General features: G+C 48.2%; 15 protein-coding genes. All 15 read left to right on the top strand.

Translation table 11 applies throughout. The features are described 5' to 3' along the window. Positions 1–27 precede the first annotated feature (27 nt). Entirely contained in the window at positions 28–1,242 is a 1,215-nt protein-coding gene (locus tag EH243_RS05445) for an IscS subfamily cysteine desulfurase (RefSeq protein ID WP_126157642.1), read from the top strand. Between the two features lie 35 nt (positions 1,243–1,277). After that, complete coding sequence (iscU, locus tag EH243_RS05440) at positions 1,278–1,664, top strand: Fe-S cluster assembly scaffold IscU (RefSeq protein ID WP_126157641.1); 387 nt, start codon at positions 1,278–1,280, stop codon at positions 1,662–1,664. Positions 1,665–1,700: 36 nt separating this feature from the next. Next, positions 1,701–2,024, top strand: coding sequence for an iron-sulfur cluster assembly protein IscA (iscA, locus tag EH243_RS05435; RefSeq protein ID WP_126157640.1), 324 nt, complete (start codon positions 1,701–1,703; stop codon positions 2,022–2,024). Between the two features lie 54 nt (positions 2,025–2,078). Continuing rightward, positions 2,079–2,618, top strand: coding sequence for a Fe-S protein assembly co-chaperone HscB (gene hscB / locus EH243_RS05430; RefSeq protein ID WP_126157639.1), 540 nt, complete (start codon positions 2,079–2,081; stop codon positions 2,616–2,618). Between the two features lie 6 nt (positions 2,619–2,624). Then, positions 2,625–4,499, top strand: coding sequence for a Fe-S protein assembly chaperone HscA (gene hscA / locus EH243_RS05425; RefSeq protein ID WP_126157638.1), 1,875 nt, complete (start codon positions 2,625–2,627; stop codon positions 4,497–4,499). Beyond that, positions 4,499–4,837, top strand: coding sequence for an ISC system 2Fe-2S type ferredoxin (gene fdx / locus EH243_RS05420; protein WP_126157637.1), 339 nt, complete (start codon positions 4,499–4,501; stop codon positions 4,835–4,837). Before hscA ends, fdx begins: the two co-directional genes overlap by 1 nt. Before the next feature lie 19 nt (positions 4,838–4,856). Further along, positions 4,857–5,051 (top strand): Fe-S cluster assembly protein IscX, encoded by a 195-nt coding sequence (gene iscX / locus EH243_RS05415; protein WP_126157636.1) that lies wholly within the window; start codon positions 4,857–4,859, stop codon positions 5,049–5,051. Between the two features lie 163 nt (positions 5,052–5,214). After that, positions 5,215–5,622 carry a nucleoside-diphosphate kinase gene (gene ndk, locus EH243_RS05410; protein ID WP_126157635.1) on the top strand — a complete coding sequence of 136 codons (408 nt, stop codon included), beginning with the start codon at positions 5,215–5,217 and terminating at the stop codon, positions 5,620–5,622. A 57-nt stretch (positions 5,623–5,679) separates the two neighbouring features. Continuing rightward, positions 5,680–6,813, top strand: coding sequence for a dual-specificity RNA methyltransferase RlmN (rlmN, locus tag EH243_RS05405; protein WP_126157634.1), 1,134 nt, complete (start codon positions 5,680–5,682; stop codon positions 6,811–6,813). A 41-nt stretch (positions 6,814–6,854) separates the two neighbouring features. Beyond that, entirely contained in the window at positions 6,855–7,616 is a 762-nt protein-coding gene (pilW, locus tag EH243_RS05400; RefSeq protein WP_126157633.1) for a type IV pilus biogenesis/stability protein PilW, read from the top strand. Continuing rightward, entirely contained in the window at positions 7,613–8,593 is a 981-nt protein-coding gene (locus tag EH243_RS05395) for a RodZ domain-containing protein (RefSeq protein WP_126157632.1), read from the top strand. The genes pilW and EH243_RS05395 overlap by 4 nt, the downstream gene beginning before the upstream one ends. Before the next feature lie 53 nt (positions 8,594–8,646). Beyond that, a complete protein-coding gene (gene hisS, locus EH243_RS05390; protein WP_338142343.1) occupies positions 8,647–9,885 on the top strand; it encodes a histidine--tRNA ligase in 1,239 nt (412 codons plus the stop codon). A gap of 43 nt (positions 9,886–9,928) precedes the next feature. Further along, positions 9,929–10,576: a YfgM family protein gene (locus tag EH243_RS05385; RefSeq protein WP_126157846.1), complete on the top strand. Its 648-nt coding sequence runs from the start codon at positions 9,929–9,931 to the stop codon at positions 10,574–10,576. 3 nt (positions 10,577–10,579) lie between these two features. Next, positions 10,580–11,731, top strand: coding sequence for an outer membrane protein assembly factor BamB (gene bamB, locus EH243_RS05380; protein ID WP_126157630.1), 1,152 nt, complete (start codon positions 10,580–10,582; stop codon positions 11,729–11,731). A 93-nt stretch (positions 11,732–11,824) separates the two neighbouring features. Then, positions 11,825–13,240: a ribosome biogenesis GTPase Der gene (der, locus tag EH243_RS05375; protein WP_126157629.1), complete on the top strand. Its 1,416-nt coding sequence runs from the start codon at positions 11,825–11,827 to the stop codon at positions 13,238–13,240. Positions 13,241–13,794 lie beyond the last annotated feature (554 nt).

Genomic DNA, 13,794 nt, shown 5'->3' with positions numbered 1-13,794 from the left:
GTTCAGGTTTTTGGAGAAGTATAGACAATGAAATTACCAATCTACTTTGATTATTCCGCTACAACACCTGTAGATCCCCGGGTTGCAGAGAAGATGATTGAGTGCCTCACGATGGACGGTAATTTCGGTAATCCGGCATCCCGCTCACATCTTTATGGCTGGAAAGCTGAAGAAGCGGTTGAAACTGCACGTCGTCAGGTTGCTGACTTGCTGAACGCTGATCCGCGCGAGATTGTTTGGACCTCCGGTGCTACCGAGTCTGACAACTTAGCGATTAAAGGCGTGGCGCACTTCTATCAGAAGAAGGGCAAACATATTATTACCTCTAAAATTGAACACAAGGCGGTACTCGATACTTGTCGTCAATTAGAGCGTGAAGGGTTTGAAGTTACTTATTTAGATCCGGATAAAGACGGAATTATACAGCCTGAAGCAGTAGCTGCGGCGTTGCGTGAAGATACGACGCTGGTTTCTCTTATGCATGTTAACAATGAGATCGGCGTGATCAATGATATCGCTGCGATCGGTGAGATTACTCGGGCGAACGGCGTATTGTTTCATGTTGATGCAGCGCAGAGTGCCGGTAAAGTTGATATCGATGTTGTCGCTATGAAGGTGGATTTGATCTCCCTTTCTGCGCATAAGATGTACGGGCCAAAAGGTATGGGCGCGCTTTATGTTCGTCGTAAGCCTCGCGTTCGTCTTGAAGCACAGATGCACGGCGGTGGCCATGAGCGTGGTATGCGTTCTGGTACGCTGGCAACCCATCAAATTGTTGGTATGGGTGAAGCGGCGGCCATTGCTAAAGCTGAGATGCATGAAGAAATCGAACGCATTAGTGCCTTGAAAAAACGTTTCTGGGATGGTCTTTCCGATATGGAAGAGATCTACCTCAACGGCTCTCGGGATCAGCGCTATATTGGTAACATGAATGTTAGCTTCAACTTTGTTGAGGGTGAATCTTTGTTAATGTCGCTGAAAGATCTAGCGGTATCTTCAGGGTCTGCCTGTACTTCAGCAAGCTTAGAGCCGTCTTATGTGTTGCGTGCGCTAGGACTGAATGACGAGATGGCGCATAGCTCCATTCGCTTCTCCATTGGTCGTTTTACAACAGAAGAAGATATTGATCGCGCTGTCGTTGAAATTCGTACAGCCGTAGGTAAGCTCCGTGAATTATCGCCTTTATGGGATATGTATAAAGACGGTGTGGATTTAAGCAAAGTTGAATGGGTTCACCACTAGTTTTTAACTGGGTGAACACTCTTTAGGAGGTCGTTATGGCTTATAGTGAACAGGTTATCGATCATTACGAGAATCCTCGTAATGTCGGCAAAATGAATGATCAGGACGATAATATCGGTACTGGTATGGTCGGTGCTCCAGCCTGTGGTGACGTAATGCGTCTGCAGATTAAGGTCAGTGACGATGGTGTCATCGAAGATGCTAAGTTTAAAACCTATGGTTGTGGTTCGGCGATTGCCTCTAGCTCCCTTGTAACCGAGTGGGTTAAAGGGATGACGCTGGATCAAGCGCAAGAACTTAAAAACACTACCATCGCCGAAGAGTTGGCACTGCCGCCGGTTAAGATCCATTGTTCTGTCTTGGCAGAAGATGCGATTAAGGCAGCGGTTGCGGACTATAAAGAGAAGCAGGCGAAGAAGTAATAACGGAGCCTTGGGCTCAATGGAGTAAACGGATTCATGGCAATTTCAATGACACCGGCTGCGTCTGATCATATTGGCAAATATCTGAAAGGGCGTGGTCACGGGTGTGGTATTCGTCTTGGGGTTCGCACGTCGGGCTGTTCTGGCATGGCTTATGTGCTGGAATTTGTTGATGATATTCAGGAAGAAGATCAGGTATTTGAATCTGACGGTGTTAAAGTTGTAATTGATCCTAAGAGTCTGCTCTATCTTGATGGAACCGAGTTAGACTTTGTTAAAGAGGGTCTTAACGAGGGGTTTAAGTTTAATAACCCCAATGTCAAAAATGAGTGTGGTTGTGGTGAAAGCTTTAATATTTAAGCTTTCACTGGCTTAGGTGCCGATAACCCCTCTTTTTCACCTGCTGGTTATATGATGGATATTACCCAGAACTATTTCGAATTCTTAGCTCTGCCGGTGACGTATCAGCTGGACTTGCAGGCTTTATCTGAACGAAGCCGGGAGCTGCAAAAGACGCTGCACCCGGATCGTTTTTCTCACCTGTCTGACAGAGAGCGTCGGCTCTCGGTTCAATATACAGCGTATCTGAATGAAGCAGTTGCGACACTTAAACATCCTTTGTCGCGTGCTCAATATCTCTTGAAGCTGAAAGGGCTTGATACTTTCTCTGAATCTCAGGTACAGCTTGATCCTATGTTTCTCATACAGCAGATGGAGTTGCGGGAGTCGCTTGAAGATATCGCTAGCGCGGCAGATCCGGAAGCCGAACTTGAGCAGCTTAGGCAAACGGTTGAGCAGGAGATGAAGTCCTTGCGTGAGCAGTTTGATCGTTACTATCAACAATCGACGCCCTCAGCCTATGAGGCCGCAGCAGTCTGTGTCAGAAAGATGCAGTTTATTGATAAGCTGGGCCGTGAGATTGAGGTTTTGGAAGATCAACTTTTCGACGAATAGATAAATATGGCGTTATTGCAGATTGCAGAACCGGGACAAAGTCCTGAGCCCCACAAGCGAAAGCTGGCGGTTGGCATTGATTTAGGTACGACAAATTCATTGGTTGCTGCGGTTCGCAGTGGCGAATCCAGCACCCTGTCGGATGAGGGCGGTAGTCATTTGCTGCCTTCGGTTGTTCGTTATACCGAGCAGGGTGTTGTGGTAGGGCAAGCCGCGTTGGCTAAGGCCTCGGTCGATCCTTTTAATACTATTGTGTCGGTTAAACGACTGATGGGACGCGGTATTACTGACCTTAAAGGCTTGCAGGGTGAGGCGGTTTACCGTTTCAGCGAGCGTGACGGTGGGATGCCATTTTTGCAGACGGTTGCGGGGGATAAAAGCCCTGTTGAGATCTCTGCAGAAATTCTAAAAACGCTGAAAGCTCGGGCTCGTGCTGCTTTAGAGGGCGAACTGGAAGGGGCGGTGATCACCGTGCCAGCTTACTTTGATGATGCTCAGCGGCAGGCAACGAAAGACGCCGCTCAGTTAGCGGGTATCAAGGTGTTGCGTCTACTGAATGAGCCGACGGCAGCGGCGGTCGCTTATGGCTTGGATCAAGCGGCCGAAGGTGTTATTGCGGTTTATGACCTCGGTGGTGGTACTTTCGATATTTCTATTTTACGTCTGAATAAAGGCGTTTTTGAGGTACTGGCGACCGGCGGTGATAGTGCTTTAGGTGGTGACGACTTCGATCTGGCGTTGGCTCAATGGTTTCTGGATCAGTTAGGCGGTAAAGAGGTCGTGGCGGGAGAATCCCGTTATCTAACTGAGAAAGCGCGTTGGGTTAAGGAGCAGCTGACGGATCATGCGTCGGTGACGGTTGAGCTTGATCATGCGGGGCAGCGAATCTCGCTAGACGTTTCTCGCGAGCTATTTGATGGTCTAGTCGAACCGCTCATCAGCAAAACTATTCGAGCTTGCCGGCGATCCTTAAGGGATGCCGGTGTTGAGCTCGACGAGGTTCAAGATGTTGTCATGGTGGGTGGTAGCACTCGTGTGCCTGCAGTGCGAAGCCGGGTCGAACAGTTTTTTCAGCGTGCTCCTCGTATAGATATCGATCCGGATCGTGTGGTTGCTGTAGGCGCTGCGATTCAGGCGGATGTGTTGGCCGGTAATAAGCCTGATAGCGAAATGTTGTTGTTGGATGTGCTGCCGCTCTCTCTTGGGCTAGAAACCATGGGCGGGTTGGCGGAAAAAGTTATCCACCGCAACTCATCGATACCCGTGGCTCGGGCGCAAGAGTTTACCACCTATCAGGATGGTCAAACGGCGATGATGATCCATGTGGTGCAAGGTGAGCGGGAGTTGGTATCGGACTGTCGTTCGTTGGCTCAGTTTGTTTTGCGCGGTATTCCGCCGATGGCCGCTGGAGCCGCTAAAATCAGAGTAACATTCCAAGTGGATGCTGATGGTTTGTTAGGCGTGTCTGCTAAAGAGTTGTCCACCGGTGTTGAAAGTGAGATTCAGGTGAAGCCGTCCTACGGTTTGGATGACAATGAAATAGCCGATATGTTGAAGGCCTCATACAGCTTTGCTGAAGATGATATGGTGCTGCGTCACTTGCGTGAACAGCAGGTTGAAGCGGATCGACTATTAGCTTCATTAGAACAAGCGATGCAGGCCGATGGCGAAAGCTTATTGACGCCGCAAGAGTTGACGCATTTGAGCGAACAGATGGCTATTTTGCAGACGTTGCGCAACGGCTCTGATGCAGCTGCTATTGAGCAGGGTGTTAAAGTATTGTCTCAAGCCAGTGATTTCTTTGCTGCGCGACGGATGGATCAAAGTATTAAAAACGCTCTTAAAGGGCATACTATCGATGAGATTGAGGGAGATTCCTGATGCCGCAGATTATTTTTCTGCCCCATGATGAGCTTTGCCCAGAGGGTAAAGTGATTGAGGCTGATGTTGGTGAGTCTATCTGTGATGCCGCTTTAAGGGAAGGTATTGAGATAGAGCATGCTTGCGAGAAGTCCTGTGCTTGCACGACGTGTCATGTGATTGTGCGAGAAGGTTATGACTCATTAGAGGAGTCGGATGAACTCGAAGACGATATGCTGGATAAGGCATGGGGTCTAGAACCGGAATCCCGTCTGAGTTGTCAGGCCTTGGTGGGTGGTGATGATCTAGTCGTAGAGATTCCTCGGTATACCATTAATCAGGTGTCTGAACGACATTGATAGCAAAGCGGAGGACGCGATGAAGTGGGTTGATGTTTACGATATAGCAATAGAGTTAGATGAAAAGTATTCCGATACGGACCCCCTTACGGTGAGTTTTCCCGATCTTTATGAGTGGGTGATGGCATTGGAGGGCTTTGATGATGATCCTGAGCGGTGCGGTGAGAAAGTGCTGGAAGGGATTCAGATGGCCTGGATCGAAGAACGACAGTAGATGATAGTGAAATAGCCCGCATTAGCGGGCTTTTTCGTGGCGGCTGGCGCTGTTCAGTCAGCATTGGTTAGCGTATAATTGCGCGTTTCATTTTTCTGGTGTGGCTGCCACGCTCCGTGAGCGGCCAAACTGCCCTGAATTTTATACAAAGGATTAATAGCACATGGCTATCGAACGTACTTTTTCTATCATCAAGCCTGATGCCGTTGCAAAAAACGTTATTGGTAAAATCGTTTCTCGCTTTGAGTCTAACGGTCTGAAAATCGTTAACATGCAACTGAAGCAACTGACTCGTGAAGAAGCTGAAGGTTTCTATGCAGAGCACAAAGAACGTCCTTTCTTTGCTGATCTGGTTGAATTCATGACTTCAGGCCCTGTTGTTGTACAGGTGCTTGAAGGTGAAAATGCGATTGCGCTGAACCGCGAGCTGATGGGTGCTACTAACCCACAGGAAGCCGCTGAAGGAACTATCCGTCGTGATTTTGCTCAATCTATTGATGCGAATGCGGTTCACGGTTCTGATTCTCCAGAGTCTGCAGCACGCGAGATCGCTTACTTCTTCGGTAAGTAAGTTGTCCCTGCGGGCCGCTATTCGGCGGCCCGTCATTTCATGAACGTTGAGGTCAATATGACTGAATCCACCCGTAAAATTAACCTGCTCGGATACTCTCCTAAAAAATTGGAAGAGTTTTTTGTGAGTATCGGCGAAAAGCCTTTTCGGTCGACCCAGGTGCTGAAATGGATTCATCAGTTTGGTGCCAGCAGCTTTGATGAAATGACTAACATCAGTAAGTCATTAAGGCAGAAACTGAGTGAAGTCTCCGAAATTCGTGAGCCTGACATACTGGTGCAGAATATATCCAAAGATGGCACCCGTAAGTGGGTCATTCAACTCGATGGCGGTTCCGCTGTTGAGATGGTGCTGATTCCTGAAAATACTCGTGCCACTCTGTGTATCTCATCGCAGATTGGCTGCTCGTTAGATTGTAGCTTCTGCTCGACAGGTAAGCAGGGTTTTAACCGTAACCTCAGTGCTGCCGAAATTATTGGTCAGGTGAGGGTCGCGATCCGCTCATTTGGACCCTTTGATCCTTCCGGTGTCCGCCGGGTGACCAATGTGGTATTTATGGGGATGGGCGAGCCATTGATGAACTTCGACAATGTTGTCGATGGTATTCATCTGATGATGGACGATAATGCTTATGGGTTGTCGAAGCGGCGTGTTACGTTAAGCACCGCCGGTGTTGTACCGCAAATTGATAAGCTGAGTCAGGTGACTGACGTATCCTTGGCGATCTCGTTGCATGCACCAACCGATGAGTTGCGTGATCAGCTTGTGCCGGTCAATAAGCGTTACCCGATTGCCGAATTGGTTGATGCCTGTAACCGCTATATGGATAATTTAAAAGATAAACGTGTGATTACGGTTGAATATACGCTGATTGCCGGCGTTAATGACCACCCAAGTCAAGCAAAACAGTTAGTTAAGCTGTTAAAGCGTTTACCCTGTAAGTTAAACCTAATACCATTTAACCCGTTTCCTAATTCAGACTATCGTCGTCCCTCTGAAGATGCGATTCAGGCATTTAAGACGGTGCTGGTCAAAGCGGGTGTGATTACCACGGTACGAAGAACCCGAGGTGATGATGTCGATGCCGCATGTGGGCAACTGGTTGGGCAGGTTATGGACCGTACTCGACGTAGCGCAAAATACATACCGCTAAAAGATGCCAGTGGGGTGCAGCAAGAGCCGCCCCGCTAATCAACTAAATGTGATATTAATCTCACCAGGAGTGAATAAGATTGAAAGGTTATCTGATATTACTGATTAGTCTATTGATTACTGGATGTGCGGGACAGGATGTCTCAACCACAGAGCAGGATGTTCCTAAGGCTGTTCAGGCTTATAATTCGTTAGGAATGCAGTATCTGCGCAGAGGTGATACCCCCAATGCTAAGCTGGCGTTCCAACGCTCCATTGAGATCGATTCAGATTCAGCTCAGGCCTACAACGGTTTGGCGATGGTCTTCCAGATAGAAGAAGATACCGAACTGGCCGAAAGTTATTTTAAGCAAGCGATAAAGGTTGAGCCTGATAGCGCCATGATGCACAACAATTATGGTGCTTTTTTGTTTAGCCTTGAGCGTTACCCGCAGGCCTGTAAAGAGCTGGCCCGTGCAACAGAAGATCCTTTTTATAATCAGCGTAGCCAAGCCTTTGAGAATCTTGGTCGATGCTATCTGTTGATCGATCGTTTAGATGCGGCTGAACATGCGTTTAAGCGCAGTCTAACGTTGACGCCTGGGCGTCCTTTGGCCATTTTGCAACTAGCCGACGTGATGATTAAAAAGGATAACCTTGAAGAGGCGGTCAGCCTGTTCGATCAGTTTAGTACAATGGTAGACGAAAAACGGGTTCAACATAGTGCTCAGAGCCTCTGGCTAGGGGTGCAAATATCTCGGTTGAAGAATAACGGTGTTAATGCTGCAACCTATGGTCTGATCCTCAAAAATATGTACCCGGATTCAGAAGAATATCGGCAGTATAAGGAGTCTACTCTGTGAGTAATGAGCAGTTACTGGGTCAAGAAACTGAAGAATATGGACAGGTGTTTCCTGCCGCAGAATTTGTCACCGCGAGAGAGCAGCAGGGTCTGTCGGTTGATGATGTCGCCCGAGAATTAAAACTGTCGGGAAAATATATTGAGTCACTCGAGCGTGGGGCGTTCGATGAGCTGCCGAGCATGGTGTTTGCTCGAGGCTATGTTCAATCGTATAGCAAATTACTGAATCTAGATGTGAGTCGCTATCTCGCGCTGTTTGATAATCTCTATGGTAGTACGAGCGCCGGTAACGCGCCTCAGTTCCGTACCACGTCCGGTGCGCAATCAACGGCAAAGCTAGGTGATCCAGTTATCAAATGGTCGGCTTGGATCTTTGTGTTAGCCATTGTGGCAGCAACTGTTTGGTGGTGGAAAATACAGCAGGGTGCTGATCCCGCTATCTCTCTTTCTCCGGCAACCGAATCGGTCGAAGTAGAATCTGTCGACGGTAGTACACTGATTGTTCCATCAGGTTTGGCGCATGGGAACGATAATCAGACCGCTCCTCAGCCAGAGATCAATTTGGTGGCCAGCGATGGTACCGAGTTAACCGCTGACGCAGCAAATTCTGAAGTCCCAGAAGCCGATTCAGCTGAGACATCCTCTGATGCATCGATTGATAGTTCAGTCGAAACACAAGCTGAAGCAGAGGTGCAGCAAGAGGAAGCACCGCAACCGGTTATCGGTACCGATGTGTCATTGCGTATTACCTTTACGGATGAGTGTTGGGTTAGCGTTGAAGATCATACCGGTAAGGTGCTTGAAATGCGGGTTAAGCCTGGGGGCAGTGAGTTGAATGTGTCTGGCGAAGCACCGCTTAAGTTGTTGCTAGGCCGTGTCGAGGCTGTGGGTAATGTATTTCTTAATGGCTCAGCGGTAGAGTTTAATCGCGGTAGCCGTTCAGGTGTGGTGCGTTTAACGCTGCCACAAAGTGAATAAAGTTTTAACAGATTAGGTAATGAACATTGGCCAAGATTAATGCCATCCGTGGAATGAACGATATCCTGCCCGACCAAACACCGGTCTGGCAGTTCCTTGAAAGTAGTGTGAAGTCGGTACTCGGTACCTATGGGTATACCGAGATTCGTATGCCAATAGTCGAACAGACAGATCTTTTTAAGCGTTCTATCGGTGAAGTGACTGATATCGTTGAAAAGGAGATGTATACCTTTGATGACCGTAACGGTGAGAGCCTGACGCTTCGACCTGAAGGCACGGCTAGCTGTGTGCGCGCCGGAGAAGAGCATGGTCTTCTGTTCAATCAGGCACAGCGGTTATGGTATCAAGGACCGATGTTTCGTTATGAAAAGCCTCAGAAGGGTCGTTATCGTCAGTTTCATCAGATCGGTATTGAAACCTTTGGTATGGCGAATGCGGACATTGATGCAGAAGTGATCATGCTGAGCGCGCGGTTATGGAAGCAGTTAGGCATTGCTGATGCGGTTACCTTGCAGCTTAATTCACTGGGTAGTAATGAAGCGCGGGCTGAATATAAAGAAGCCTTAGTAACATACCTCTCAGCGCGTAAAGACCAGTTGGACGAAGATAGTCTGCGTCGATTGAGCAGCAATCCATTACGGATACTGGATAGTAAAGATCCTCAGACGCAACAATTGTTGGATAACGCGCCTTCATTAGCCGATTATATCGATGATGAATCCCGTGAACACTTTTCTGATCTGTGTGAAATGCTTGATCAGGCGGGTATTGCCTACGAGCTAAACCCGCGATTGGTCCGCGGTCTCGACTATTACTGTAAAACCGTATTTGAATGGGTTACCGACCAATTAGGTGCTCAAGGGACTGTTTGTGCTGGCGGCCGTTATGATGGCCTAGTGAAGCAGTTGGGTGGTCGACCCACTCCTGCCGTCGGTTTTGCGATGGGGGTTGAGCGGCTTATCTTATTATTGGAAACCCTTGAGGTTATACCCGATGCCGTGAAGCAGCCATTTGATCTGTATCTGGCCGCAGAGCACAAAGGTTTGCAAAAACCATTGATGGTGTTGGCTGAGCAATTAAGAAATGAACTTCCCGGTATGCGAATTCGAGTGCACTGCTCAGGTTTGAAAAATATCAGTAGTAAAGCTCGGCAGACCGGTGCCCCTTGGGTGGTACTGGTGCGTGAAGAAAACGAGTCGCTACTGGCTAACCTGTGGTATAACTCTGAACCAACCTATGATGTTCAGGTCAACAACTTGAGCGGCTTGCTGCAACAACAGCAACAGGCATAATAATTAAATTGTGAAAGGCGATTAGGAGCAAGCTGTGTCAGAGATGCGCACTGAAGAAGAGCAGGTTGAAGCGTTAAAGAGTTGGTGGAAAGAGAACGGTAGATCTCTATTGCTCGGTATTGCTTTGGCCTTGGCCGCCGTGTTTGGCTGGAAAGGTTGGCAGAATAATCAGCAGGTTACCGCAGAAAATGCGTCGGTGGTCTATCAAAATCTGGTGCAGGCCGTTGCGTTAGCAAGCGCGCCGCAATCTACAGATGATCAGCGTACCACTGCGACGCACCTCGCTAAATCACTCAAAGATGAGTTTGGCGATACGGCTTATGCTCGTTTCGGTGCGTTGTTTAGTGCCCGCTTGTATGCTGATAGTGGTGATTATGCTGCTGCATTGGGTGAGCTAGATTGGGTGTTGGCCCAAGCGCCTGATGACGTCATGAAAACCGTTGCAACGATGCGTAAAGCTCGGGTGATGGCTGCAATGGGTGACGCGGATAAAGCGGTCTTGTTGTTGGATGGTCTTAACACTGCAAGTTTCAGCGTGAGTGTGGCCGAACTTAAAGGCGATCTTTACCTGCAGTTAGGGCAGGTTGATAAGGCTCGTGATGCTTATCAGGTTGCTGTAGCGGCTGCTCCCCAAGGCGCGCGTCCCCTGTTAAGTCTGAAGTTAGATAATCTGGCCGTCAAAGGAAGCTAACCGATGAAACAAGTATTATCTCGTGCGTTGCTGATGGTTATCTGTTCTCTATCGATATCAGCCTGTGGTTGGTGGGGTGGTGAAGTAGAGATTGAGCCTGCAGAGCTGGTCGATTTTGAAGCAGAGAAAGAGGTTGATGTTCTGTGGAGTAAGTCTGTCGGTGCTGGTTTAGGCGAAGCCTTTAATAAGTTGAGTTTGGCCGTGAGCGGTGATGCTGTTTATGCCGCTGATGTTGAAGGGCGCGTTGTTGCATATGATCGACATGATGGAAGTTCTCTTTGGAGTGTCGACCTAGATACCCCGATTGTCGGTGGTGTCGGTGTTGGGCCAAATCATGTTGCCGTTACCACTGAGAGTGGTGAAGTTGTGATGCTCAGTGCGGAAGATGGTGTCGAGATGTGGCGCCAGCAGATGAGCAGTGAAACGCTTAGCCCTGTGCAGATGAATAATGAGATGGCTGTTGCGCAACTCCAAAATGGTAAGCTGGTTGCGATGAATATCAGCAGCGGCGAGCGTCTCTGGACTTATGATAGCCAAATTCCTAGTTTGACGCTGCGCGGAACCAGTTCGCCAATAGTTGCTGCGAATGCCACTATTGCTGGATTTGCAAACGGTAAGCTGGCCGCGGTACGTAACGATACCGGTGCTGAATTATGGGAACGGCGAATTATCATCCCAGAAGGTAAGACTGAGATAGAGCGTCTGATTGATATTGATGCACGGCCACTCTATATCGATGGCGTGATCTATATTGTGAGTTATCAGGGTAAGTTAGTGGCTGTTAGTGCGGCCGATGCTCAGGTTCTTTGGTCGCAGAATGCATCAAGCTATCGGAGTTTGGCTGCCGGTTTTGGTAATATATATGTCAGTCAGGCGAATGGCTTTATCGAAGCCTTTGATCAGCGTAGCAGTGCGAGTGTATGGCGTCAGGCTGCCCTAGAAAATCGTCAAACTACTTCTCCGGCGGTACTTGGTACTTCGGTTGTGGTGGGTGATTACGAAGGCTATCTCCACTTTATGTCTCAAGTAGATGGGCATTTTGTTGCTCGCTATAAGGCGGATTCAGATGGTCTGCGTGGCGATATGGTTGCAGTTGATGATGTGCTGTATGTGCTAGGTAATGGTGGGCGCTTGGTTGCGTTACAGCTCAACTAGTATCAGTGTTGTTGATTCAGCGGCTATCTGTTATTTCAGGTAGCCGCTATTTTGTTTTAGACGAATACGTTTTTTAAAATTGGTAATAAAAATATGCTTCCGGTAATTGCACTTGTTGGCCGACCCAATGTAGGTAAGTCGACGTTGTTTAACAGACTGACAAAAAGTCGCGATGCGCTTGTTGCAGACTATTCTGGTCTGACGCGTGACCGGAAGTATGGTGAAGGTTGTTTGGGTGATCGGGATTATATCGTCATCGATACCGGTGGTATCTCCGGTGACGAGGAAGGTATCGATTACAAGATGGCCGAACAGTCGCTGATGGCGATTGAAGAAGCGGATATTGTTTTGTTTCTGGTCGATGGTCGAGCGGGTCTTAACCCTGCGGATGAGATGATTGCCGATCATCTGCGTCGATCAGAAAAAGAAAGCTATCTGATCGTCAATAAGACAGACGGTCTTGATCCCGATATCGCCATGTCTGATTTTTACTGTTTAGGTTTATCAGAACCCTTGCCGATTGCGGCATCACATGGTCGAGGCGTTACCCAATTAGTTGAGTATGTCTTATCAGAAATTCCGCTTCGAGAGGAGCTTGATGAAGATGAGGAGCGCCAGCGGCAAAAGAAAATCGCCATTATCGGTCGACCTAATGTGGGTAAATCAACACTGGTCAACCGGATTCTAGGTGAAGACCGTGTCGTTGTATTCGATCAGGCGGGTACCACTCGGGATAGTATCTACATTCCTTTTGAGCGGGATGGCGAACCTTACACTCTGATCGATACCGCGGGTATCCGTCGGCGGAAAAACGTCACAGAGGCGGTAGAAAAGTTTTCTATCATTAAAACGCTGCGTGCGATCAACGATGCTAACGTCGTGGTATTGGTCATTGATGCCCGTGAAGGTGTTTCTGATCAGGATCTGCATCTTTTGGGCTATGTGCTTGATGCGGGCCGTTCGCTGGTAATCGCCATTAATAAGTGGGATGGCATGACCGGCGAAGAAAAAGAGGAGGTGCGCGAACAGTTGCGTCGTCGTCTTGAGTTTGTTTCCTTTGCGCGGATGCACTTTATCTCTGCATTGCATGGTAGCGGTGTCGGTAACCTGTTTGTTTCGGTGGACGAGGCCTATGGCTTTGCCATGACTAAATGGGCTACCAATAAATTAACCCGCTTATTAGAAGACATTGTTGCCGACCATCAGCCGCCAATGGTTAACGGTAATCGTATTAAGCTTCGTTATGCACACCAAGGGGGCTCTAATCCGCCGATTATTGTTATCCATGGTAATCAAACAAACTCATTACCAGGTTCTTATAAGCGCTATCTGGAAAATAAGTTTACTAAAATCTTGGGTATTAAAGGTACGCCGCTGCGGTTTGAGTTCAAGAGTAGCGCAAACCCCTTTAAAGATAAGAAGAATGAACTGAGCAAGCGCCAAGTGATGAAAAAACTGCGCCAGAAGTTGCATAACGATAAGCAGAAAAAGAAAGGCAGAAAGAAATAAGGCCTGCTATTTAGCGCATGAATCGGAAATATCGATTAAATATTACTGAATGCAACCCACAAAAACCGCCGTCAGGCGGTTTTTGCGTTCTTGTGCGCCCCTTTTCTTGGGATGGCATCTGCCAAGCGGTTTGTACTTTCTGGTAGGAGCCTCTTCCAGAGGCGATAAGCTTTAAACTGCGGTCTTGTTGCGCTACATGATTGGTGCTCCTAGCGGGTCTATCTAGGTGAGCAGCGGGTAGCCGCTAAAAATTCGACCTTTTTCATCAAAATGACACTTTTTCGTGCTGCCCCTGTTGACTCCCTGCCTGTCCGGTGTAGAATGCGCCTCCTCGCTTGAGACAGCCACCGGAAACGGTCACTGAAACAAGTCGAGCTGTTTGATTAACCCATTGAAAGCACGGCGTTTAACGCAAGCTTTTAACAGCGGAAAGTTAAACAGGAAGTCGCCGACTTCGTTTGAGAATTTGCTAAAAATTCTTAAACAAAAAGGTTGACTTCATCAGGGTGTTGAGTAAAATACGCACCTCGCTTGAGACGACTCACCGCAAACGG

It is taken from the genome of Amphritea opalescens (assembly GCF_003957515.1).
GTDB classification, from domain to species: Bacteria; Pseudomonadota; Gammaproteobacteria; order Pseudomonadales; family Balneatricaceae; genus Amphritea; species Amphritea opalescens.
This window is presented reverse-complemented; position numbering and strand designations above follow the sequence as displayed.